Here is a 22,410-nt window from a genome sequence, read left to right as displayed (position 1 = left end):
AACAGGCACTATTCCTCGTTCCGCCACTGCGTTCATAACAAAATGCCCGCCAACCAAAAACGTGCACTTTCGATAAAACAATGATAAACGCCGCCCGCAGACGTCCTACCCAGCCGAAAGAAACAGGTCATGTCCGAGTTCAAGTCCGATTTCCTCCATACGCTCAGCGAGCGCGGTTTCATCCATCAGACCTCCGATGATGCCGGGCTCGACCAACTGTTCCGTACGGAAACCGTGACTGCCTATATCGGCTTCGATCCCACAGCGCCGAGCCTTCACGCAGGCGGTCTGATCCAGATCATGATGCTTCATTGGCTGCAGGCGACCGGGCACCGGCCGATCTCGCTGATGGGCGGCGGCACCGGCATGGTCGGTGATCCATCCTTCAAGGACGAGGCGCGGCAACTGATGACGCCCGAGACGATTGCGGCCAACATCGCTAGCATCAAGACGGTCTTCTCCAATTACCTGAAATACGGTGATGGTCCGAAGGACGCGTTGATGATCAACAATGCGGACTGGCTGCTTGGCATCAACTACCTCGAATTCCTGCGTGATGTCGGCCGCCACTTCTCGGTGAACCGCATGCTTTCGTTCGACAGCGTCAAGATGCGGCTCGATCGCGAACAGTCGCTGTCGTTTCTCGAATTCAACTACATGATCCTGCAAGCCTATGACTTCGTGGAGCTTCACAAGCGGACTGGATGCCGGCTGCAGATGGGCGGCTCGGACCAATGGGGCAACATCGTCAACGGCATCGATCTCGGCCACCGCATGGGCACGCCGCAGCTCTACGCCCTCACCTCGCCGCTTCTGACAACCGCGTCCGGCGCCAAAATGGGCAAGTCGTTGAGCGGCGCCGTCTGGCTCAACCCAGATATGCTCGGCGCCTACGATTTCTGGCAGTACTGGCGCAATACCGAGGATGCGGACGTCGTGCGCTTCCTGAAGCTCTACACGACCTTGCCCATGCCGGAGATCGGCCGTCTCGCGGAGCTCGGCGGTTCCGAGGTCAACGAGGTCAAGAAGATTCTCGCGACGGAAATCACCGCCATGCTGCATGGGCGGGCGGCCGCCGAGCAGGCAGCCGAAACGGCGCGTAAGACCTTCGAGGAAGGCGCCCTTGCCGAGAACCTTCCGTCGATCGAAGTCCCCGCACCCGAACTCGAGGCCGGCGTCGGGTTGCTGACGCTCATCGTGCGCGCCGGCCTTGCGGGCTCGAACGGCGAAGCCCGGCGCCACGTCCAGGGCGGTGCTGTGAGAATCAACGACGAAGCGATCAGTGACGAACGTCGGGTCATTTCCTATGACGACATCGCCGGCGGCGTCATCAAGCTGTCGCTCGGCAAGAAAAAGCACATCCTCGTGCGGCCGGCCTGAGCCGCATCGGGGTGACGCCAAAACCTTCTTGAGTGTGATGGGAAGCGCCGCTCCCATCCCACTTGCGTTTTGCCTATTGGATGCTTCGGATTGCTTCGGGCAAGAGCACCGTGATCCCGGCCGGCTTCCTCACTGGAACTCGAAGATGTTGCGGAAGACGCCGGGCGCGATGATCGACAACGGATTGATCGTAAGCTGCGGTTGCGTGAATTGCCCGGTCAGCTTGAAGGTGATGCCGAGCAGGCCGCGATCGCGGCCGTTGCCGAGCAGGACGCCGATCAGCGGCAGCTCGCCGAACAGCCGGTTCAGCCCGTAGGCGGGCATGAATGTACCCGTCATGTCCATCCGGTCCCGCGCATCGCGGACGGTTCCCTGGAATGTCGCACCGACATCGACACCACGCAGGACACCGCTTTCGACGTGGATCGTGCCCTGATCCAGGAAGAGTTGAGCGAAGCCGCGCTCGAACCGCGCCGTGCTCACGTCGATATCGCGCCGAACTGCCTGACTGAGACTGCGGCCATCCTGTCCGGCCGGCGTCGAGACCATCGATTGCAGCCGCTGTTCGCCGACCAGCGAGAACTTCCGCACATCAACGGCGCCGCGCCAGGAACGTGCGCCACGGTCGCGCAGCCTCAGGTTCATCAGGCCGCCGCGCATGTTGCGATAGATATCGGCAAAGCGCGCCAGCGCCCCCGCGTCGCCGGTTGTCAGCTCCAGTATATTGTCGGGGCCTGATTTGGCGGTCTTGGCCACCACCGCCTGCCCGCTCCCGGTCAAGGCCGACAAGTCGATGTCTTCGATCTGTTGCCCGCGGGTGGAATAGACGAAATTCACATTGGACAAGACTTCGCCGTTGAAGCCCGTGACCCGGTCAAGCCGGGCCTTGACCTTGATATTGCCGCTGTCGGCAGAACCGGATCCTGCCTTGGCTCGAAGCAGCGCCGGCCTGATATCCGCTGCCGCACCGGTCAGGCCAATGGTGTAACCGCCCTTGCTCCGATCGATGGTGACGGCGAAATTGTCTCCGTTCGCAAGGCGCACACCGCTCAACTGAGCTGACGCAAGGCCTGCTTCATCAACACGCAGGTTACCGGCGGCGCCGAACCCATCGCCGGCGATGTCGAAATCGCCGATCTCCGTCACGCCATCGGTTGCCTTGATCGTGAATTGCGTCTTTGCGGGGATGCCGGCTCCCTTGCTCCAGCCGATCCACGGCAGCGACAGCGAAGCCTTGCCGAGGTCCGCCTTGACGGATTGACTGCCGTCTTCCGCCAGCGAAACGTCGACACCGACCGGCCCGCTGACGATGCCGGACAAGGCCGGAGCGATCTTCCGCCGGGCGGCGTCGTCGAGCGTTCCGGAGATTTCGCGCGTCCGCTTCACGTTCGCCTTGCTGTCCACCGGTTCGGTCAGGGCGATCCGCATCTTGGAACCGTCGATCAAGGCATCCGCCTGAAGAACCGCCTGAGCGTTGTCGATCCGCATCGTTCCCGCCAGATTGGCGATGGAACGGCCGGAGACGGGCCGGTTGATCGTCACGTCCTGAAGCTGCATCTCGGCCTGCCAGAGCGGCGATGGCGGCCTCTGATCCGATATCAGGCCGAACCGGGCGCCGACCAAGGCCGTCATCGGCCCCGTGAAATCCTCCGGCACGAAAGGAGTCTTCTGAAGCGCGCGGATCGGCTTGTAGGCGACAAGCTCGGCAATCGCGTCGGCCTGTCCGCCGACCTCGATTTTCATTTCCGCCATCAGCGGCTTCGCGTAGACGTCGGGAATGATGAAGTCGCCGCCATTCAAGGCGACCGAGCGACCGGACGGAAAATAGGCGGCGCCCTGCTTGACGTCCACGACTACGCGCTCGCCGCTGAGCGTGAAATGCCCCGAAGTGTCGCGAAGCGGCGGGATGTCGCCGGCTATGTTGATACGCGAGTCGTCGATTGCGAAGTTGATGTTGAGCTCATCCTCGTTGAGCCTTAGATCGCCCTTACTGTTGGCGATCCTCCCCTCCGGTATCGAAACCTCGATGCGTGCGTCGGTCACCGTGCCGCCGAAGAGATTGCCGAGTGCCCATCGTCTTGCTCCCTTGGCGAGCCACCAGGGCCACAGCTGCTTGACGGCGGTGGAATGCATCTGATCGCTGAGTGCGACGAAGCTGATTTGCGGCGACGTCTTGCCGAAGGCGAGGGAAAGCGAACCTGCCATGGAGCCGAGCGGGCTTGAAATCGCCAGCTGGTCGAAAATCAGCCGGTGGCTGCCAGCCTCGAACCGTCCGCTTGCCTTGGCGTCGAAGGCAAGGGGGTGCTCCTGGATGTCTTCGGGGTCCGTACTCGCATTCCTCAAGAGAAGGTCGACCGCGAACCCCTTTTGGCTGGCCTCGGCAACCTTGTCGAGATCGATCAGGGCACCGGTAAAAGGAAAGCTCGAGCGTCCGATCTTGACGACGGACGGCAATATTTCGACCGAGGCGCGGCCAAAGTCATAGGAGACATTCAGTTCGGACGGATTGAGAACGGAAACAAGGCCACCGGCATGGAACGAACCTTGCGATGTCCTGACGCCGACTTCCAATTCCGGCTTCTGACCATCAGCCGCGCGCGTGGCTTTCAGGCTGACATCCGCCGACGCCTCGATGCCGAAGGCCTCTTCGTTCGCAGATCTGCCGTGATGGAGAAAGGGAGAGAGCGGCAGAGCGCTGACGGTCCCCTCGAAGCCGCCGATGCGACCATTCGCTCCGAGCGCCTTGGCGGTCAATTGGGCGTCTACTCCGTCGATCGCGATGGTTCCATCAACGCGCATGGAACTGTCGGGGTCGTGGGTAAACTCCAATGTTTTCACCTCGACGGGAACGACGCGACCACGCGCTCCCGTGACCGACAGGCTGAAATCGGACAGCAGCACGGTTTGCGTCGCCCTGCCCGCGGTCAGTCGCGACATGCGGTCGACCTGCGCGAACAACTCCTCGAGTGCATCGCCGACATCGGCGATCCGGATCGTGGTGAGATCGATCGGTTCGCCGCGTGGCAACAGGCCCGTATCGAGCTGGCCTTCTTCCGCCTCGAGGCGCGACACCGCGATGCGTCCGGTCATCAGCGCGAAGGGATCGAGCGCTATCGAGATTGCGCCCAGTCTGGCGAGGTGGCGGCCCGACCCGCTTTCCTTGAGCGTGACCCCGCGCGCCTTCAAGGCGAGCGCGCCGCCACTCGTCATCCGGATAACGGTGCTCTCGACATCGGCATTGTAGTTCTCGCCGAGGGCTGCATTCAACGCGGTGCGCGCCCGCGCGTTAAGCGGCCCGTCGACCAGGCCGCCTTCGATGACGGCGATGAGCGATGCTACGACGACAAAAGTGAGAAGCGAGCAGCACAGTACGATCTTACCGAGAAGACGCAAGGCGCCGCCCGGTTGAGGCGCATGCACGATAACCGGTTCATGGGCTTGCGCCGAAGGCAGCTCGTGCAGCGCGATGATGTCTTCCTTGCGAAAGCAAACCCTTTCGCCGCGGATCTCGCTCATCGGTGCGGGCGCCCTCCACCTAAGTGCGGCATTTTATTTTTCCCTGTAAGGTCAGTCGCCGCGCCCAAGGGCCGGACCTCTTCTTCGCCCATGTAGATCACAATTCGCGGAGCCAAGTCACCACGCGACCCTGCCGATGCTGTGGAAAGGCCCGCCATCGCCCCATTTAACACGACGGAACACCGGCTTAGCCACGAAGCCCGTCCGGCACGTGTCAAATCTATCACAAATCCGCTGGACGGCGGTCGTCGATTTTCGATATGCCCTACCTGCCGAATGTCCACAAAACTTGGCGTAAGAAAGGTTAAATCATGGCACGATTGGGACCAGGTGATGTCGCCCCGGATTTTGAGCTTCCTCGCGACGGCGGCGGTTCGATCTCGCTCTCGTCTCTTCGCGGAAAGCCGGTGGTGCTCTTTTTCTATCCCAAGGACGACACCAAGGCCTGTACCGAGGAAGCGATTTCCTTCTCCGGCCTCGCAGACGAATTCGCGGCGGCGGGTGTCGCTCTGATCGGGCTTTCGCCCGATTCGGTCAAGCAGCACGATCGCTTCGCCAAGAAACACAATCTGACCGTCACGCTGGCGGCGGACGAAGAAAAGAACGTCGTCAATGCCTATGGCGTCTGGGTGGAGAAGAGCCTCTACGGGCGCAAATACATGGGCGTCGAACGTACGACATTCCTGATAAATCCGGACGGGACGATCAACCAGGTCTGGGAAAAGGTCAGGGTTGCGGGTCATGCGAGCGAGGTTCTGGCTGCCGCAAAGGCGCTTTGAACTATTGCGCCGTGCGTCTTCTCAGACGCACAAAACTCGCTGTAGCACTTTGAATTGCTACATGTTTTATCCTCAAGTCGGCTCCGATTTAAGGAAACATGGAGTATGAGGAGCGACGGATGACCGACCTTCCGCAATTCCATAGCCTGCGGGGCGCTGCCGTCGAGGCGATCCGCGCGTCAGACCTCGGTCTCAAGACCGAGCTTGCGCAGCAGGCGGCTCGACGTTGGCAGGCGAGAAAGCTGTCGTTGCGCTCGCCGCGAGATCGTCCTGTTCCCGAGCGGCCCGGACGTCCGGACAGGCCCTTGCTGACGCCCCCGACGCAGGTCAAGCGGCGTTCGCTCGGTTCGTTGAAGGGGCGCATCGCCCTGCTGCATGCCATCGCCCATATCGAATTGAACGCCGTCGATCTGGCGCTCGATATCGTCGCCCGCTTTGCTTCCGAACCTGTGCCCAATTCCTTCTTCGACGGATGGATGCAGGTCGCCTTCGAGGAGGCGAAACATTTTCGCATGGTGCGGCAGAGGCTGAACGACCTTGGTGCGGACTATGGCGATCTGCCCGCGCATGACGGCCTGTGGCAGGCCGCACACGATACGCGCAACGACCTGACCGCACGCCTTGCGGTCGTGCCGCTCATACTCGAGGCGCGCGGTCTCGACGTCACGCCGGCTTTACAGGCGAAAATGCGGGAAACCGGCGATCACGAGAGTGCTGCCGTTCTTGATGTTATCTACGAGGATGAGAAGGGTCACGTTGCAGTCGGCGCCAAATGGTTCCGCTTCCTTTGCGCCCGGCAAAGGAAGGATCCCGCCGCAACGTTCCAGGCACTCGTGCGTGCGAACTTTCGCGGCCCGCTGAAGGCTCCGTTCAACGATGTCGCGCGCGCAGAGGCCGGTCTGACGCCGTCCTTCTACCGGTCGATGACATCGTCTACGAACATCTGATCCAGACGCTTCGCTCAATGATTTGTTAACCCTAATAAAGTGTAATCACCCTCAAGCAATGCGAAGCAATTCGCACCTGGTGGGGGTGATGTGGTGTCTGTTCGTCCGGCAAGTCGTGCCTTCGGAAAAAGCAGGCGAAGCCACGTGCTGATTCTGGCGAGCGGCGACAAGGTGCGGCATATGACCGTTCGCCCCTGGATGGCGGCGCTTGTCACATCCGTTGTCGGGGTTTTCGGCATCGGATATCTGGCGGCCACCACCTATCTGGTTCTGCGCGACGACCTGATCGGCGGCACGATCGCTCGGCAGGCTCGTATGCAGCACGAGTACGAAGACCGAATCACGGCGCTCCGGGCGCAGGTGGACCGGGTGACGAGTCGGCAGTTGCTGGACCAGCAGGTCGTCGAGGAAAAAGTCGAGAAACTCCTGCAGCAACAGTCGGCCCTTTGGTCGCGCAGAGACAGGCTCGGTGCTCTGGCAAGAAGTGCCGATGCTTCCGAAGGTCTCGGCGCTGACGTGCCCCCGGTGGTCGAACCACTCGCCTACGAGAAGCCTGCAGATGCGCATGGCGGTGTCGAGGCAATCGAGGAAATCATGGGGATGCGCGGAGAGGCCAACGCAACGCCGATGCGTCTTGCTGCCCTCACCTATGCGCCCCTCCTGCCTGAAAGCCGAGACAAGGAAACAGTCTCGGACCGGGCGGACCGGATCTTTTCCAAGGTCACGCTTTCGCTGAAAGATGTTGAACGGGATCACATGGTGCGCATGGAGCGCCTGAGAAGCGACGCGGCCCGGGCGTCCGAAGCCATCAGGACGATCGTCGAGCGCACCGGCGTCGCGCTGCCGGCCGGCACGACAGCTGCTTCCGCGAGCGGGATCGATCGAACCGCGATCGGCGGCCCTTTCGTCGAACCGCAGAACGACGAGCCGTTCGGGAAATCGCTTGCCGCACTCGATAGCGCGCTTCTGGAACTGGAGAGGACCCGCGAAGCCGCCAGGAAACTGCCGCTCGCAAATCCGGCGCCCGCCAGCGATATCACCAGCAATTTCGGCAATCGGCTGGATCCCTTTCTCGGGCGGCTGGCGCTGCACGCCGGCATCGATTTTCGAGTATCGACCGGGACGCGCATCCGCACTGCCGCCGCTGGGACCGTCACTGTCGCTGGCACGACGGGCGGATATGGCAACATGGTCGAGATCGAACACGGTAACGGCGTCGTCACCCGCTACGCCCACCTGTCGGTGATCCTGGTCAATGTCGGCGACCATGTGCGTGCGGATGACGTCATTGCCAAATCCGGAAGCACCGGACGCTCGACGGGTCCGCATCTGCATTACGAAGTCCGCTTGAACGATCAGGCCGTCGATCCAATGCGTTTTCTCAGTGCCGGCACGAAGCTTGCTGGCTATCTGACTTGATGCTAGCAAGGACGAGCATTGTCTCCTCCCGCTTGACAAGAAACGCGCAGATTCGCGCCCGTTTACCTTTCGCTACTTCAACGTGCTGGATTTCTTGACTTTCGGCGCCTTTCGGCTTAAGAGCGCCGCCACGTGATGGCGCGTTTTCCATCGATCGATTAGTGTTCTATTGAACCGGAACGGAAACAGTTTCCCCTTTGACCAATTTTGCTGACCTTGGCCTGAGCCAAAAAGTTCTCTCCGCAGTTACCGATGCGGGCTACACAATTCCGACACCGATCCAGGCTGGCGCCATCCCTCCAGCGCTGCAGCGTCGCGACATTCTGGGCATTGCACAGACCGGAACCGGCAAGACGGCTTCCTTCGTTCTGCCGATGCTGACGCTTCTGGAAAAGGGTCGCGCCCGCGCCCGGATGCCACGCACGCTGATCCTCGAACCGACGCGTGAACTCGCCGCGCAGGTCGCGGAAAACTTCGACAAATACGGCAAGAACCACAAGCTCAACATCGCGCTTTTGATCGGCGGCGTTTCCTTTGACGAACAGGACCGCAAGCTCGAGCGCGGAGCCGATGTTCTGATCTGCACTCCCGGCCGTCTGCTCGACCATTTCGAGCGTGGCAAGCTTTTGATGTCAGGCGTCGAGATCCTCGTCATCGACGAGGCGGACCGGATGCTCGACATGGGCTTCATTCCGGACATCGAGCGCATCGCGAAGCTTATTCCCTTTACCCGCCAGACGCTGTTCTTCTCGGCGACGATGCCGCCTGAAATCCAGAAGCTTGCAGATCGCTTCCTGCAGAACCCGGAGCGTGTGGAAGTGGCTCGCCGCTCCTCGACTGCGACCACCGTTACCCAGCGGTTCGTCGCCGCGCACGCCAAGGATTATGAAAAGCGTGCCGTGTTGCGCGACCTGATCCGGGCCCAGGACGAATTGAAGAACGCGATCATCTTCTGCAACCGCAAGAAGGATGTTGCCGATCTCTTCCGTTCGCTCGACCGCCATGGCTTCTCCGTCGGCGCGCTGCACGGTGATATGGATCAGCGCTCGCGCATGGCGATGCTCGCCAATTTCAAGGACGGCAACATCAAGCTGCTCGTCGCTTCGGATGTGGCGGCTCGTGGGCTGGATATTCCGGACGTCAGCCATGTGTTCAATTTCGACGTCCCGATTCACGCGGAAGATTATGTTCACCGCATCGGTCGCACCGGCCGAGCGGGCCGTTCCGGCGCCTCCTTCACGCTCGTCACGAAACGCGACACCAAGTTCGCCGACGCCATCGAGAAGCTGATCGGCCAGAAGGTCGAATGGCTGAACGGCGACCTTTCCGAGCTTCCGGAACCAATGGAAAGCCATGATACCGGCCGCAAGGATCGCGGCCGTGATCGCCACAAGGATCGCAAAAAAGATGTGGAACGTTCCGGCAGGGGCCGTTCCGAACATAGATCCGATACCGCCCATGCCGATAGTGCGGCTGAACTCGAACCAGTTGCAGAAAGGGCGGAAGCAGTGAAACCGGAACGCAATGCAGATAATGGGCGCGGTCACAACGGTCACAATGGCCGCAACGATCGGCCGGGGCGCGCGCAGAATGCCGCCAACGACGACAATCGCGACCGCCGCAACCGGCATCGCCGCGATCACGACGACGGCCCGACGCCGATCGGTTTCGGGGACGATATCCCGGCCTTCATGCTGATCGCCGGTAAGGCCTGACCTTCGGCCTCATGGCTCTTCCCGGCGTCGATTTCCCCGGTGTTGGCTGCGGTCTCGCGATTCTACGCGACGGCAAGATCCTTCTTTGCCGGCGGCTCAAGGCGCCCGAGGCCGGCCACTGGAACATCGTCGGTGGCAAGGTCGACCATATGGAGCGCGCCGAAAGTGCGGCGCGCCGGGAGGCGGAAGAGGAAAGCGGCCTTTCGATCCACTCGACCCGCTTTCTCTGCATCAGCGAGCAGGTGATTGAAGCGGACCAGCAGCACTGGATTTCGCTCATCTACGTGACGGAAGATTTTTCCGGCGAACCACATCTCACCGAACCGGACAAGCTCTCCGACATCGGCTGGTTCGATCTTTCCGCCCTACCCCAGCCGCTGTCGCGTTTCGCAGCCGATGCCGTTCGGGCCCTCGGCTAGAGCAATTCCAGGAAATGTAGTTTCAAAGCGTTGGATCATTTCATTGGTTCAACAATGAAATGATCTATGTTGCCCGCGTCATGTCCTATTTCTTCGACCTGAGTGCCGCCGCGTAAGCGATTCTCACCCAGCGGGCCATCTCGTCCGGATCATCCAGCGCCGCATCGGGAATGCTCCAATAGGGCATCTTCACCGTTTTCCCCTTACCGTCGTAAGCCCATTGGCGGCTGCCCGCCCGCTCGAATTCCGGCGCTGATTCGGCGTCGCCCTTCAGAAGGATTTCGCCATCGACCTCGAGCGCGAAGATCACACCTTCGAAATAGATGCCCTTGCCACCGAACATGCGGCGGATCGTGACCGGCCCCAATGTTTCGAACATCTCCTCGATCGCCGCGTTATCCATCCTTCACTCCTTCAGAACCCCACCTGCGGCGATAATCGCTTCCGGTGTGTCGAGATCAATGCGCGCCGCTTCGCCGAGTTCGACATCGACGACCGGAAGCCCGCACCGCTCGACGATATGCCGTGCTCCGACGTCGCCGACGAGTTGCCTGACTGCGGCGAATGTCTCTCTCGGCAAAATGACCGGATTGCCGCGCTGGCCTTCCGAAACTGCACGGACGACCGCTTGCCTCCCTTCGTTGTCGAAGACTTCGATCATCTTGCACAGATGATCGGCAGTCACGCCCGGCATGTCGGCCAGCATCACGAGAACGCCGCCGGCCTCTGTTCCAAGCGCAGTCACGCCGGCGACCAGCGACGAGGCCATGCCGACGGAGTAGTCCGGATTGGAGACAAGCGTAACGGACAGGCCGTCGAGTGCAGCGCGAATATCCGCTTCGCGGTATCCGGTTACGACGACGACCTTCCCGGCATCGGCCGCCATCGCCGTTTCCACGGAGCGCCGCACCAGTGGAACCCCGTCGAATTCGGCCAGCAGCTTGTGTCCGCCGCTGACACCCATCCTGCTTGCCCGGCCCGCAGCCAGAACCACGATCCGTGCCGGACCACGCGGTGGGCTGATGCTTAGCTCCCGTGGCTGCGGCCGCGTCGGAATTTCCTTCAGCAAGCCGCCGACACCGAGGCCGGTTATGTCCTGCGAGTTCGGCCATTCGCCGGCAAGCAGCCGGTCGAGAACCCAGTCGAAGCCGTTCTCTTTGGGACTGCGTGCGCAACCTGGCGCCCCGACAATGGGAATTTCGCCGATTCGGCCCAGAACGAGAAGGTTGCCAGGATCGACCGGCATTCCGACATGTTCGACGACGCCACCTGCTTGGCGGATCGCTGACGGAATCACGTCGTCCGGGTCGGCGACTGCAGACGCGCCGAAAACGATGATCAGATCATGAGTCGACTTTAGATCGGCTATGGCAGCAGCGACGGCGCCCTCCGAATGCGCCACACGACATTCAGCGACGAGATGGCTCCCGGAGCGCGAGAGTCGAGCGGCGAGAACGGCCTGGGTCTTGTCCATGACCTGGCGCTTGAGCGACGGCAACTCGGTTGCAATCAGTGCCGCCCGACGCGGTGCAAAGGGTTTGACCTCGAAGGCCGGTTCGGCCCGCAGCATGTCCTCGGCTTGCGCGACGAAGTGCTCTGGCACCGCCAGCGGGATGATCTTGATCGTCGCAACCATGTCGCCCGATGCGACCGCCGTGTGATCGGCGAGGCAGGCGAGCGTGATCGCCGGATCGATCCGGTTCAGTCGGTCGACGATGGCGCGATTTGCCACGAAAAGACCGGAAATGGTGGCGTGAATATTCACCCGCCCCGTCGCCGCTTGCGAAAAGCGCAGGTGGTCGGGAGCGATCGCTGCGGCGATCCGCGCAGCCGCCTCGTCTTCGAGCAGGTCGTCCGCATCGAGCCGGGCAACAATGACCTCTTTCATATCGGCTTCGGCAAGCGCCGCGATGTCCGCTTGGCCCAGGCGATGGCCTTTCGACAGTCTCAGCGTTTCGGTTTTCATCGCATGCGCAAGAACAGCGCCCTTGGCATCGGCAAGCCGCACCGGACCGAACTTCATCTTGCACCTCCTGCCCGGCCAGCCGGATCACGGCGGCGCAAGGCTTCGATGATCTCGGCCAGGACGGCGACAGCGATTTCGGCAGGGCTCGCCGCACCGATATCAAGGCCGATCGGGGCTTTGATACGACCAATGGCCTCCGCGGGCACGCCAGCTTGCGTCAATCTTTCGACGCGCGTTGCGTGGGTCTTGCGGCTGCCGAGCGATCCCACATAGAAGCAACCCGCCTCCAAGGCCGCCCGGATGGGATAATCGTCGATCTTCGGATCATGGGTGAGCGCGGCAAGCGCCGTGTAGCGGTCGAGTGGCCTTGAAGACAGAATGTCTTCCGGCCACTCAGCCAGGAGTTCGACGTTACCGAAGCGCTCCGTCGTCGCAAACGCCGTACGGGGATCTATGATCACCATGTCGAATCCGGCAACTGCAGCCAGACCGGCAAGTGCTTGAGAGATATGAACGGCGCCGATGGCGACGATGCGCGGCGGCGGCAGATGAACATTGATAAACAGCGATCGTTCTTCCACCGCCGTAACGCCCGCGCGCCCCGAACGCAACGCTTGCACGATCACGCTGTCCCATTCCGGCGGGAATTTGGCTCCTTCCGGAAAGACCTGACTCGTGCCGTCCGAAAGATCGGTGACGACGACAGCCGCCCGTCGCGCGGCCCGCGCCGCATTGATTGCCTGAAGGGTTGAGCGTTCCATCGTCAGCCTTCAATTCTTTCGACATAGACCCGGATGCGGCCGCCGCAGGAAAGGCCGACGCGCCATGCAGTCTCATCGGCAACGCCGAATTCGAGGATCTTCGGGGCTCCCGTTTCGATGATCTCCATTGCCTCGGCGATGACCGCGCCTTCAACACAGCCGCCGGAGACGGAACCCTGAAAGTTTCCTTCGTCATCGATGACGAGATGACTGCCGACTGGTCGCGGTGCCGAGCCCCAGGTCTCGATGACAGTGGCAAGCGCCACTTTGCGCCCGCCACGGTACCAGGTTTCGGCGATCTCCAGCGGATCGAGGACGTTACGCTCTGTCGACATGTTCCGGTTCTCCAAGCAAGCAGGACCGATCGTTTGCGAGCGCAGCTGTTTCATGCCGTTCTCGCACCAGGAAGCGCCGCGGATCGGCGTCTTGCGCACCTTGTCTGGACAGCGATTTCACCAGCTCGGCCACGGACTCAAGATTGTGCACCGCCCGGAATTCGTCAACATGCGGCAGCATGGCTCGCACACCCCGGGCCCGCGCCTCAAATCCGTCGAAGCGCAGCAGCGGGTTGAGCCAGATAAGGCACCGGCAAGAGCGATGCAGACGATCGATCTCGATTTCCAGCTCTGCTGTATCATCGCGCTCAAGGCCGTCGGTGATCAGGAGGACGATGGCGCCCTGCCCGAGCACCCGGCGTGACCAACGCCGGTTGAACTCATGAAGCGTTTCGCCGATACGCGTGCCGCCGGACCAATCCTTGACCGCGGCCACGCATTCGTCCAGCGCTTCGTCGGGATCGCGGTTGCGCATTTGGCGCGTGACATTGGTCAGCCGCGTCCCGAAGAGGAACGTGTGAACACGATGCCGCTGTTCCGTCAGCGCATGCAGGAAATGCAGGAAAATCCGCGTGTACTGGCTCATCGAACCGGAAATATCGGCAAGCACGACGAGCGGCGGATGGACAAGGCGCGGCTCACGAAAGCGCGGGAGAATCAATTCGCCACCGAAGCGCATGGCGTCGCGCATGGTGGCGCGCGGGTCGATGCGCACCGGCCGGCGAGCGGGGCGAAAGCGGCGGGTCCGCACACGATCCAGCGGCAATATCAGCGACGACAATGCCTTCCTGGCCTCGGCGATCTCGGCGGCGTTCATCTGCGCGAAATCCGCCTTGCGGAAGAGCTCTCGACCCGAGACCGTATAGCGAGCATCGACCTCGACGTCCGGTTCGTCGCGCGGCGAACGGGCATCATCCCTTCCGGAAAGGAGTGCGTCGCGGAGGCGCTCCTCTCCGGCGCGCCTGGTCCGATGTTCGCCCTGCCGCTCCGGTGCCACGGGCGAGAGGAGCGCAATCATCTTCTGGACAAGATCGCGCGAGCGCCAGAACAGCCGGAATGCCTCGTCGAACAGGGCCTGATCTTCATGGCGCTTGACGAAGGTGCATTGCAGGGCGGCGTAGAATTCGCTGCGGGAGCCGATCCCGATCAGCTTCACGGCATCGATGGCGTCGGCAATGGCGGCGGGACCTATTCTCATTCCCGCCCTTCGCAGCGCACGGGCAAAGAAGACGATATTGTCGGCGAGTTTGCCGTCGCCCAACGTTATCGGCGAAACTGCTGTGCGATCGACGTGATTGCCCGCCATCACGGTCAGCCCTGCGCCAGCAGTTCGGCCTTGACCTCGGCGAGCAGCTTGCGCCCCTCCGCGCCCTCGATCCGGGCGATATCGTCCTGGTATTTGAGCAGCGTGCCAAGTGTGTCGGCGATCGTTTCCGGATCGAGCGCCAGCCGGTCAAGTTCGGTGAGTGCCGTCGCCCAATCGATCGTCTCCGCCACGCCGGGGTTCTTGAAGAGATCGATCGCCCGCAATCTTTGGACATAGGCGACGATTTCGCGCGACAAAGCGGCGTTGCAGCCGGGCACCTTGCGCCGGATGATGTCGAGTTCCTGCGCGGCCTTGGGATAGTCCACCCAATGATAAAGGCAGCGTCGCTTCAAGGCGTCATGAATCTCGCGGGTGCGGTTGGTCGTGATGATAACGATCGGCGGTTCGTCCGCCCTAATCGTTCCAAGCTCCGGGATGGTGACCTGGAAATCGGAAAGCACCTCCAGAAGGAAAGCCTCGAAAGCTTCGTCGGTGCGGTCGAGCTCGTCGATCAGGAATACGGGGGCCCGTCCCGTTCCGCCGGATATCGCCTGCAGCACCGGGCGGCGGATGAGGAACCTTTCGGAGAAGATATCGCCCTCGATCCTCTGGCGGTCGACCATGCCGGCCGCCTCCGAGAGACGGATCTCCAGCATCTGCGCCGGGTAGTTCCATTCATACACGGCCGACGAGACGTCGAGCCCTTCGTAGCATTGCAGCCGGATCAGCGGCCGATCGAGGGAACGGGCAAGGACCTTGGCGATCTCGGTTTTGCCGACGCCTGCCTCGCCTTCGAGAAACAGCGGGCGCTTCATTTTCAGTGCCAGGAAAAGCACCGTCGCAAGCGCGGTTCCGGCGAGGTAGTCCTGCGCCTCCAGCATCGCCATCGTCTCATCGATGGATCGCGGCAGCTTTCCCGTTTCGTATTTCGCCATGTTTCCTCCGCGGTCGGGGAAAAACTTATAGCGTGTGGTATCCACGGTCCACATAAATGAGCGGTGCGTGCTTCTCTCCGAGACGCATGTCGACGACTTCGCCGAAGAGGATGAGATGGGTCGCCATGATCTTGGCCTCGATGAGGCGGCAATCGAAGGCGGCGACTGCATCAGCAAGAATCGGCGCGCCGGTGGTGAGCTGCATCCATTGGCCGAGCGCGAAGCGCCGCTCCATGTCGAGCTGATCACGGCCGGAGAAAGCATGGGCCAGGGTCCTGTGCGGCGCACCCAGAAGATTCAGCGCGAAAGCACCGGAGCGCGCAAAGATATCGTTGCGCGGATTTGCGGCGTTGAGGCAGGCGAGAATCGTCGGCGGTTCGTCGGACACCGAGCAGGACGCAGTGATCGTGACGCCGCGCCGCGCGCCCCCATCAGCCGAGGTGATGAGCTGCACGTGAGCGGACATGCGGCTCATCGCATTGCGATAACTTATGGGGTCCAGCCGTGTCTTCTCCAACACATCTCTCTCCGGATCGATGTCTTGCACATACATAGACTCTCACGGAAAATATGAAACCCGGCCGCGCGAGATTCTTGCGGATCAGCGGCATGGCGATGGCGTGATCGGAATAACAAGCTCTCGCTGCGTGATTCCTTAAATCGGAATCGATTTAAGGACAAAATCATGTAGGGACGCAAAGTTCAGCAGCGATCTTTGCGCGCCTGATAGACGCGCGGCGCTGCGGCGTGTGATCTTTTCCTTTGACGGAAAGAAACACATCCTTAAAACATGGCGTCGTTGCGGGAAAAAATACATGTTTCGATCGATTGTTACGAGCTTCGTCACCGCCGGATTGTTATCGGCTTCCCCTGCCCTTGCGGCGGGCTTGAAGGTTGCCGTCGTCGCTCCCGCAGACGGGCCTTTCGCCATGCTCGGAAAGCAGATGGCTGATGGCGCCGCCTTTCAGGCAGATGACCGTGGAAGCCAGATTGTCCCGATCAACGAAAGCTGTGATCCCGCCGGCGGCGAGGCGCTGACGAAGGCGCTGCTGGGAAGCGGCGCGGAGGCCGCGATCGGCTTTCTCTGCACGGAGAGTCTTGAAGCCGCCCTGCCCGCACTGGCCGAAGCCGGCATTCCCGCCATCACCCTTAGTGTCCGCTCGGACATCCTGATGGAGGACGCGCTCAAGAAAAAGTGGCCGTTCTATCGCCTGGCGCCAAGCGGAAAGGCCGAAGCCGCGGCGGTCACCGACGTCATCGTCGCAAACTGGAAGGGCAAACCGCTCGCGCTCATCGACGACGGGACGATTCACAGCCGGGAGCTCGTCGAAAGTGTTCGCAGCGCACTTGCCGAGATTGGGGTGACGCCCGTGTTCACCGATACCTATCGGCCGGCTCAGGAGCAACAGGTCGGCCTCGTCCGTCGACTGGCGAAGAGTGGCGCCACCCACGTCTTTACCGGAGGCGACCGCTACGACACCGCCGTGATCGCGCGCGACGCGAAGGCTGAAAACGTCCCGATAACCCTGCTCGGCGGCGATGTACTGAACGCCGCCGACCTCGACGTGCCGCTGGAGAACGGCGTGCTTGCCGTGACTGTTCCGGATGCGTCTCGGTCGGCCGAAGCCGGAGCCGTCGCCAAGGCGATGCGTGCGAGCGGAACCGAACCCGAAGGTTATGTCCTGCCGGCCTTTGCCGCCATGTCGCTCCTTGAACAGGCAAAGGACCAGGCTGCCAAAGATGACAGCGCGCTTTCCGAGGCGCTTCTGAAGGGGCCTTACGCAACGATCCTCGGGCCGATAAAATTCAACGGCAGCCACGAGAGGACCGACACGCCTTACAGGCTGATGGAGTGGCGGGACGGCCGCTTCGTCGCTGCCACGGTCGCAGGCGGTGCGGACTGATGCGCAAGGGACCGAACAACCTGATTACAGATGTCGCCGGACTGCTGGTCGGCAATGCCGAGGACCACCGGCTGAAGTCCGGTGTCACCGTCGTGCTTTGCGAGCAGCCGGCAACGGCGGCGGTCCAGGTCCTGGGCGGTGCTCCGGGAACCCGGGAGACGGATCTGCTTGCGCCGGAAAACACCGTTCAGACGGTGGACGCCGTCGTCCTTTCGGGCGGTTCGGCCTTCGGTCTGGACGCCGCCTCCGGCGTACAGGCGGCCCTTCGCGAGATGGGACGCGGCTTCGACGTCGGTCCCCATCGCATTCCGATCGTTCCGGCGGCAATTCTCTTTGATCTTGTCAATGGCGGCGACAAGGATTGGGGGCGCTTTTCGCCCTATCGCGACCTCGGCTACGACGCCGCGCGGGCTGCCGGTGTCGCATTTCTGACAGGGACGGCCGGTGCCGGCACGGGCGCACGCACGGCCACCTTCAAAGGCGGCCTCGGCTCGGCATCGACGCTGCTGGCCAATGGCATCACGATCGGCGCACTCGTCGCCGTCAATGCGCTCGGCTCGGCGACAATCGGCAATACGCGCCATTTCTGGGCGGCCCCCTTCGAACTGGATGGCGAGTTCGGCGGTCTCGGTTACCCCAATCCTCTGCCGGAGGATGCGGCGGTTGCACGCTTCAAGTTCCGTGAAAGGCAATCGGCCGCTGCGAATACCACGATCGCCGTCATTGCCACCGATGCGATCCTCAGCAAGGCGGAGGCGAAACGGCTGGCTATCGCCGCTCATGACGGTTTTTCCCGCGCGTTATGGCCGGCCCACACACCGCTTGACGGCGACCTGGTCTTCGCGCTCGCGACTGGCGCGAGCGCGAAGGCGCCCCTGCTTGAGGATTTCATCGATCTCAGCGCGGCTGCCGCCTCGACGATGGCGCGTGCGATCGCACGCGGTGTCCACGATGCGGTTGCGGCCGAGAACGACTTGATGCCTTCCTGGGCGCAATAGCGGAGGCGCCGAGTCGCAAGGCTTCGCGAGATGTTGTTTGCGAACCGCCGGGATGCTATGGCGCGGGAAACATCGGAGCCTGTCATGACCCATCCCATTCGCATAGCCCCGTCGATTCTGGCATCCAACTTCTCCAAGCTCGGCCAGGAGGTTCGCGACGTCGTCGATGCCGGCGCCGACTGGATTCATCTCGACGTCATGGACGGCCATTTCGTGCCGAACATCACCTTCGGCCCGGACGTGATCAAGTCGCTGCGTCCCCATACGGATGCGACCTTCGATTGTCATCTGATGATTTCACCTGCCGACCCCTATCTCGAAGCCTTCGCCAAGGCCGGTTGCGACATCCTGACGGTTCATGCGGAGGCCGGCCCCCACCTGCACCGCTCGCTGCAGACGGTGAAGTCTCTAGGCAAGAAGGCCGGCGTTTCGCTCAATCCGGCGACCCCGGAAAGCGCCATCGAATATGTGCTGGATACGGTCGATCTGATTCTGGTGATGACGGTCAATCCGGGATTCGGTGGACAGAAATTCATCCACGCCACCGAGGAGAAGATCCGCCGGATCAAGGCAATGGTCGGCAAGCGGCCGATCGAGATCGAGGTTGATGGCGGTATCACGCCGGAGACCGCTGCGCTGCCTGTCAAAGCCGGTGCCAATGTGCTGGTTGCCGGCTCGGCCGTCTTCAAGGGCGATTCCGTCGAAACCTATCGCGCCGCCATCGAGGCGATCCGCAAGTCGGCGGAGCAGGCGCGCGGATGAGCACGGCGGCGGTAATCCTCGGTACGCTTCTGGCAACCGCGACGGTTGCGGGCGCTGACGCGCGCGCTGGCGACTACGCCGCCTTGCAGCCGATTGGATTTTCGCCCGACGGCAATGTCTTCGCCTTCGAGGAATACGGCGTGCAGGACGGTTCCGGCTTTCCCTATTCGACGATCTACGTGCTCGATACGCGCAACGACACCTTTCTCCCCGGTGCACCTGTCCGCGCCGTGATCGAGAAAGACGGTGGCGCCCTGCATGAAGCGCGCCGCGAGGCCCACCACCGTGCCGCGCCGCTGATAGACGCTTACCGTCTGTCGGATGCTCCCGGGATCTTGGCCGCTTACAATCCTGTAACCGAAGGAAGCAGCGCGGCGCATACGCTGATCTACGATGCTTTCCCAGCCGACGAACCGTTCCGCAAGACCTATAAGTTGAAGCTCGAGGAGAAGAGCTTCGAACCGCAAGGTGTGTGCAGCAGCTTCTTGAAGGAGGTCAAAGGCTTTCGCCTGACGATGACGGAGAAGGCCGGGAAACCTGCAACGGACGTCTTGCACGAGGACGCACGCATCCCGGAAGCCGCCGCTGCCCGACGGGTTATCGCATCGGTGGCGTCGTGACCCGCGTCCATGATGACGGATCCGAAGTCCACGTGGTGATGGTCCTGGTCAAATCGCTCGGCTTCGAGGGGTCGACCGATGGCCGCTGGATTGCGTTGCCAGTCCGGCTTCCCAAATGACGAGCCAGGAGCGAGCCGCCCGATCGTCAACGCTCTTTTCGGATGTCGCACTGTCGAAACGATCGCGGTTTGTGCGCTCCCGTCCCAAAACGCGGGAAGTGCTGATCGGTGCTCCGGGGTGGGCCTTGGCAATGGCGATATCTGCGTGGCTGGCGCTTTGGCTGCGCGGAACCGAGGTGGCCTTCCACCTCACGGATATCCTCTTGCTTTATTCGCTCGGCGGCTTGCTGGCTTGGCCGCCCTCGCTGTTTGCGGCACGTTTCTCGGCACACGGTCGGGCGGTCGAGACCCGTTTTGCGGCCTTTCTTCTGTGCCTTATCGCGGGCACGGTTGGCACGACGGCGTGCCTCTTCGCATTCGATTATCGGATATTCTATGCGCAATGGCATGCGGACACTGGAACGCGCACGTGGCTCCTTCAGTTCCTGTTCACGTCGCTCGCCGCGCTCTACCAGTTTCTGGTCCTGGGTGTTCGGCTCTACCTGCCGCTCGGTATTGTCGCTCTTGTCGCTGCCAGTCTTTGGCTTGCGCGATCGGATGTGCGCCAACGGCGTTGAGCTTGATCGCCATCTTTGATAGAGGCACAGCCATCCTCCACTGTCGAACGAAAGCTTGAAGCCCATGATCCCCCGTTACTCCCGGCCGGAAATGGTGGCCATCTGGTCGCCGGAAACGAAATTCCGCATCTGGTTCGAGATCGAGGCACATGCCTGCGATGCGCTCGCCGAAATCGGCGTCATCCCCAAGGATGCGGCGAAGACGATCTGGGAAAAGGGCGGCGCGGCAACGTTCGATGTTGCCCGTATCGATGAGATCGAGGCCGTCACGAAGCACGACGTTATCGCTTTTCTCACCCATCTTGCGGAATTCGTTGGGCCGGATAGCCGCTTCGTCCACCAGGGCATGACCTCGTCAGACGTTCTCGACACCTGCTTCAACGTGCAGCTCGTTCGTGCGACGGACCTCCTGCTCACCGACATCGACAAGCTCCTCGAAGCGCTGAAGCGCCGCGCGTTCGAGCACAAGGACACGGTCACCATCGGCCGGTCGCATGGCATTCACGCCGAGCCCACCACCTTCGGCATCAAGATGGCGCTTGCCTATGCGGAATTCGATCGTTGCAAGCAGCGCCTGCTGGCCGCGCGCGAAGAGGTGGCGACCGGTGCGATTTCCGGTGCTGTTGGCACCTTTGCCAACATCGATCCGCGGGTCGAAGAGCATGTCGCAAAGGCCCTCGGCCTGAAGCCGGAACCGGTCTCGACGCAGGTGATCCCGCGTGATCGCCATGCCATGTATTTCGCGACGCTTGGCGTTATCGCCTCGTCGATCGAACGTCTCGCCACGGAGATCCGCCATCTGCAGCGCACCGAGGTGCTGGAAGCCGAGGAATATTTCTCCCCGGGCCAGAAGGGCTCCTCGGCCATGCCGCATAAACGCAATCCGGTGCTGACGGAAAACCTCACCGGTCTCGCCCGCATGGTCCGCGCTTTCGTCGTGCCGGCCATGGAAAACGTTGCGCTCTGGCATGAACGCGATATCTCGCACTCCTCGGTCGAACGCATGATCGGGCCGGACGCAACTGTCACGCTCGATTTTGCCTTGGCGAGGCTGACCAGCGTGATCGACAAGTTGCTCGTCTATCCCGAGAACATGATGAAGAACATGAACAAGTTCCGCGGCCTTGTTCACTCGCAGCGCGTGCTGCTCGCGCTTACCCAGGCCGGCGTTTCGCGCGAGGATGCCTATCGGCTCGTTCAGCGTAACGCTATGAAGGTCTGGGAACAGGGCAAGGACTTCCTCGAGGAGTTGCTGGCCGATTCGGAAGTCCGTGCCGCACTTTCCGAAGAGGCAATCCGCGAGAAATTCGACCTCGGTTACCACACCAAGCACGTCGACACGATCTTTAAACGCGTCTTTGGCTGATGCGTACGACAGCGCCGCGCGTCTTATCAGGCGCGCAAAGAACGCTGTAGCACTTTGAACTGCTGCATGTCTTTTCCATGCGGCAGCAGCTTGGCCCCGTCGTACACGGTGACGTTGCCGTAGGAAGACAACGCCCGCATGTGATGCATTTTGTTCGAGTGCGGGCGATATTTTAGCAAGTTGTTCAGAAGTAGTGTGCAAGCCTCGGCACCTGTCTAATCGGGTTTTCGAGGAAGCCATGACTTACAGGGACAGTGTTCAGCGCACATCACCGCGCACGCAGACGAAGATAACCGGCAAAGTTACCTGCAAATTCGGGTCGAGCAACGGGATTGTCAGAGATCTTTCCGACGAGGGTATCTGCTTCCAGCTCCTCTTCGACATCGGCGCGCAAACCGGGCAGGAAGTCACGATCCAGAGTGAGGAGCTTGGCTTTCTCACTGGGATAGTTCGCTGGTACCGCGGCGACAAGATCGGCATCAAGCTCAAGCTCTCGTCGAACACCGCGGCGCAGATTTCGTCCTACTATAAATTCTTCCGTCAATAACAGCCGCCGTTTCGGGCCGGCGATCGATGAACTCACGCAACAACAATCGCGGTGATCTT

20 protein-coding genes and 1 pseudogene are annotated in these 22,410 nt (G+C 61.7%); 13 read left to right on the top strand and 8 right to left on the bottom strand.

Features of this window, described 5'->3' with window-relative positions:
• The first annotated feature begins 129 nt into the window (after nt 1-129).
• Complete coding sequence (tyrS, locus tag ILFOPFJJ_RS25380) at nt 130-1,380, top strand: tyrosine--tRNA ligase (RefSeq protein WP_173513289.1); 1,251 nt, start codon at nt 130-132, stop codon at nt 1,378-1,380.
• A gap of 129 nt (nt 1,381-1,509) precedes the next feature.
• Here the strand turns inward: tyrS and ILFOPFJJ_RS25375 are convergent, their stop codons facing one another.
• Nucleotides 1,510-4,896, bottom strand: coding sequence for a YhdP family protein (locus ILFOPFJJ_RS25375; protein ID WP_173513288.1), 3,387 nt, complete (start codon nt 4,894-4,896; stop codon nt 1,510-1,512).
• Nucleotides 4,897-5,207: 311 nt separating this feature from the next.
• Between ILFOPFJJ_RS25375 and ILFOPFJJ_RS25370 the strand changes: the two genes are divergently transcribed.
• The 5 genes from ILFOPFJJ_RS25370 (at nt 5,208) to ILFOPFJJ_RS25350 (ending at nt 10,175) form a co-directional block, all read left to right on the top strand.
• Nucleotides 5,208-5,675: a peroxiredoxin gene (locus tag ILFOPFJJ_RS25370; protein ID WP_173513287.1), complete on the top strand. Its 468-nt coding sequence runs from the start codon at nt 5,208-5,210 to the stop codon at nt 5,673-5,675.
• A 119-nt stretch (nt 5,676-5,794) separates the two neighbouring features.
• Nucleotides 5,795-6,622: a ferritin-like domain-containing protein gene (locus ILFOPFJJ_RS25365; RefSeq protein ID WP_173513286.1), complete on the top strand. Its 828-nt coding sequence runs from the start codon at nt 5,795-5,797 to the stop codon at nt 6,620-6,622.
• Between the two features lie 93 nt (nt 6,623-6,715).
• On the top strand, nt 6,716-8,041 hold the full coding sequence (locus ILFOPFJJ_RS25360) for a M23 family metallopeptidase (protein ID WP_173513285.1): 1,326 nt from the start codon (nt 6,716-6,718) through the stop codon (nt 8,039-8,041).
• 197 nt (nt 8,042-8,238) lie between these two features.
• Nucleotides 8,239-9,756, top strand: coding sequence for a DEAD/DEAH box helicase (locus tag ILFOPFJJ_RS25355; protein ID WP_173513284.1), 1,518 nt, complete (start codon nt 8,239-8,241; stop codon nt 9,754-9,756).
• 11 nt (nt 9,757-9,767) lie between these two features.
• Nucleotides 9,768-10,175 (top strand): NUDIX hydrolase, encoded by a 408-nt coding sequence (locus ILFOPFJJ_RS25350; protein ID WP_173513283.1) that lies wholly within the window; start codon nt 9,768-9,770, stop codon nt 10,173-10,175.
• A gap of 85 nt (nt 10,176-10,260) precedes the next feature.
• Here the strand turns inward: ILFOPFJJ_RS25350 and ILFOPFJJ_RS25345 are convergent, their stop codons facing one another.
• The 7 genes from ILFOPFJJ_RS25345 to ILFOPFJJ_RS25315 are packed head-to-tail and all read right to left on the bottom strand — an operon-like array spanning nt 10,261 to nt 16,031.
• Complete coding sequence (locus ILFOPFJJ_RS25345; protein ID WP_173513282.1) at nt 10,261-10,578, bottom strand: TfoX/Sxy family protein; 318 nt, start codon at nt 10,576-10,578, stop codon at nt 10,261-10,263.
• Between the two features lie 3 nt (nt 10,579-10,581).
• A complete protein-coding gene (locus tag ILFOPFJJ_RS25340) occupies nt 10,582-12,198 on the bottom strand; it encodes an NTP transferase domain-containing protein (RefSeq protein ID WP_173513281.1) in 1,617 nt (538 codons plus the stop codon).
• Nucleotides 12,195-12,902 carry an XdhC family protein gene (locus tag ILFOPFJJ_RS25335; RefSeq protein WP_173513280.1) on the bottom strand — a complete coding sequence of 236 codons (708 nt, stop codon included), beginning with the start codon at nt 12,900-12,902 and terminating at the stop codon, nt 12,195-12,197. The genes ILFOPFJJ_RS25340 and ILFOPFJJ_RS25335 overlap by 4 nt, the downstream gene beginning before the upstream one ends.
• A 2-nt stretch (nt 12,903-12,904) precedes the next feature.
• A complete protein-coding gene (locus tag ILFOPFJJ_RS25330) occupies nt 12,905-13,237 on the bottom strand; it encodes an XdhC family protein (protein ID WP_173513279.1) in 333 nt (110 codons plus the stop codon).
• Nucleotides 13,221-14,543: a vWA domain-containing protein gene (locus tag ILFOPFJJ_RS25325; RefSeq protein ID WP_173513278.1), complete on the bottom strand. Its 1,323-nt coding sequence runs from the start codon at nt 14,541-14,543 to the stop codon at nt 13,221-13,223. The genes ILFOPFJJ_RS25330 and ILFOPFJJ_RS25325 overlap by 17 nt, the downstream gene beginning before the upstream one ends.
• A gap of 5 nt (nt 14,544-14,548) precedes the next feature.
• Nucleotides 14,549-15,478 (bottom strand): AAA family ATPase, encoded by a 930-nt coding sequence (locus tag ILFOPFJJ_RS25320; protein ID WP_173513277.1) that lies wholly within the window; start codon nt 15,476-15,478, stop codon nt 14,549-14,551.
• Between the two features lie 25 nt (nt 15,479-15,503).
• The gene (locus tag ILFOPFJJ_RS25315; protein ID WP_173513276.1) at nt 15,504-16,031 is read right to left on the bottom strand and encodes a flavin reductase; all 528 of its coding nucleotides are present in this window, start codon (nt 16,029-16,031) and stop codon (nt 15,504-15,506) included.
• A gap of 262 nt (nt 16,032-16,293) precedes the next feature.
• Here ILFOPFJJ_RS25315 and ILFOPFJJ_RS25310 point away from each other — a divergent pair, with 262 nt between their 5' ends.
• The 7 genes and pseudogenes from ILFOPFJJ_RS25310 (at nt 16,294) to ILFOPFJJ_RS25280 (ending at nt 22,351) form a co-directional block, all read left to right on the top strand.
• The gene (locus ILFOPFJJ_RS25310) at nt 16,294-17,382 is read left to right on the top strand and encodes a branched-chain amino acid ABC transporter substrate-binding protein (RefSeq protein WP_173513275.1); all 1,089 of its coding nucleotides are present in this window, start codon (nt 16,294-16,296) and stop codon (nt 17,380-17,382) included.
• Nucleotides 17,379-18,380: a P1 family peptidase gene (locus tag ILFOPFJJ_RS25305; protein WP_173513358.1), complete on the top strand. Its 1,002-nt coding sequence runs from the start codon at nt 17,379-17,381 to the stop codon at nt 18,378-18,380. Before ILFOPFJJ_RS25310 ends, ILFOPFJJ_RS25305 begins: the two co-directional genes overlap by 4 nt.
• An 84-nt stretch (nt 18,381-18,464) precedes the next feature.
• Nucleotides 18,465-19,142, top strand: coding sequence for a ribulose-phosphate 3-epimerase (rpe, locus tag ILFOPFJJ_RS25300; RefSeq protein WP_173513274.1), 678 nt, complete (start codon nt 18,465-18,467; stop codon nt 19,140-19,142).
• Nucleotides 19,139-19,881: pseudogene (locus ILFOPFJJ_RS25295) on the top strand (DUF2259 domain-containing protein). The gene rpe and the pseudogene ILFOPFJJ_RS25295 overlap by 4 nt, the downstream one beginning before the upstream one ends.
• The gene (locus ILFOPFJJ_RS25290; protein WP_376741447.1) at nt 19,878-20,438 is read left to right on the top strand and encodes a hypothetical protein; all 561 of its coding nucleotides are present in this window, start codon (nt 19,878-19,880) and stop codon (nt 20,436-20,438) included. Before ILFOPFJJ_RS25295 ends, ILFOPFJJ_RS25290 begins: the two are co-directional and overlap by 4 nt.
• Nucleotides 20,439-20,502: 64 nt before the next feature.
• Nucleotides 20,503-21,804 (top strand): adenylosuccinate lyase, encoded by a 1,302-nt coding sequence (purB, locus tag ILFOPFJJ_RS25285; protein ID WP_173513272.1) that lies wholly within the window; start codon nt 20,503-20,505, stop codon nt 21,802-21,804.
• A gap of 238 nt (nt 21,805-22,042) precedes the next feature.
• Nucleotides 22,043-22,351, top strand: a complete 309-nt coding sequence (locus tag ILFOPFJJ_RS25280) for a PilZ domain-containing protein (protein WP_173513271.1) — start codon at nt 22,043-22,045, stop codon at nt 22,349-22,351.
• Nucleotides 22,352-22,410 lie beyond the last annotated feature (59 nt).

Source organism: Sinorhizobium psoraleae (assembly GCF_013283645.1).
GTDB lineage: Bacteria > Pseudomonadota > Alphaproteobacteria > Rhizobiales > Rhizobiaceae > Sinorhizobium > Sinorhizobium psoraleae.
This window is presented reverse-complemented; position numbering and strand designations above follow the sequence as displayed.

Excerpts from the sequence above, each read along its gene's own strand:
- tyrS (WP_173513289.1), top strand. The coding sequence starts at position 130 with ATGTCCGAGTTCAAGTCCGATTTCCTCCATACGCTCAGCGAGCGCGGT.
- ILFOPFJJ_RS25375 (WP_173513288.1), bottom strand. The coding sequence starts at position 4,896 with ATGAGCGAGATCCGCGGCGAAAGGGTTTGCTTTCGCAAGGAAGACATC.
- ILFOPFJJ_RS25370 (WP_173513287.1), top strand. The coding sequence starts at position 5,208 with ATGGCACGATTGGGACCAGGTGATGTCGCCCCGGATTTTGAGCTTCCT.
- ILFOPFJJ_RS25365 (WP_173513286.1), top strand. The coding sequence starts at position 5,795 with ATGACCGACCTTCCGCAATTCCATAGCCTGCGGGGCGCTGCCGTCGAG.
- ILFOPFJJ_RS25350 (WP_173513283.1), top strand. The coding sequence starts at position 9,768 with ATGGCTCTTCCCGGCGTCGATTTCCCCGGTGTTGGCTGCGGTCTCGCG.
- ILFOPFJJ_RS25345 (WP_173513282.1), bottom strand. The coding sequence starts at position 10,578 with ATGGATAACGCGGCGATCGAGGAGATGTTCGAAACATTGGGGCCGGTC.
- ILFOPFJJ_RS25340 (WP_173513281.1), bottom strand. The coding sequence starts at position 12,198 with ATGAAGTTCGGTCCGGTGCGGCTTGCCGATGCCAAGGGCGCTGTTCTT.
- ILFOPFJJ_RS25335 (WP_173513280.1), bottom strand. The coding sequence starts at position 12,902 with ATGGAACGCTCAACCCTTCAGGCAATCAATGCGGCGCGGGCCGCGCGA.
- ILFOPFJJ_RS25330 (WP_173513279.1), bottom strand. The coding sequence starts at position 13,237 with ATGTCGACAGAGCGTAACGTCCTCGATCCGCTGGAGATCGCCGAAACC.
- ILFOPFJJ_RS25325 (WP_173513278.1), bottom strand. The coding sequence starts at position 14,543 with ATGGCGGGCAATCACGTCGATCGCACAGCAGTTTCGCCGATAACGTTG.
- ILFOPFJJ_RS25320 (WP_173513277.1), bottom strand. The coding sequence starts at position 15,478 with ATGGCGAAATACGAAACGGGAAAGCTGCCGCGATCCATCGATGAGACG.
- ILFOPFJJ_RS25315 (WP_173513276.1), bottom strand. The coding sequence starts at position 16,031 with ATGTATGTGCAAGACATCGATCCGGAGAGAGATGTGTTGGAGAAGACA.
- ILFOPFJJ_RS25310 (WP_173513275.1), top strand. The coding sequence starts at position 16,294 with ATGTTTCGATCGATTGTTACGAGCTTCGTCACCGCCGGATTGTTATCG.
- rpe (WP_173513274.1), top strand. The coding sequence starts at position 18,465 with ATGACCCATCCCATTCGCATAGCCCCGTCGATTCTGGCATCCAACTTC.
- ILFOPFJJ_RS25290 (WP_376741447.1), top strand. The coding sequence starts at position 19,878 with ATGACGAGCCAGGAGCGAGCCGCCCGATCGTCAACGCTCTTTTCGGAT.
- purB (WP_173513272.1), top strand. The coding sequence starts at position 20,503 with ATGATCCCCCGTTACTCCCGGCCGGAAATGGTGGCCATCTGGTCGCCG.
- ILFOPFJJ_RS25280 (WP_173513271.1), top strand. The coding sequence starts at position 22,043 with ATGACTTACAGGGACAGTGTTCAGCGCACATCACCGCGCACGCAGACG.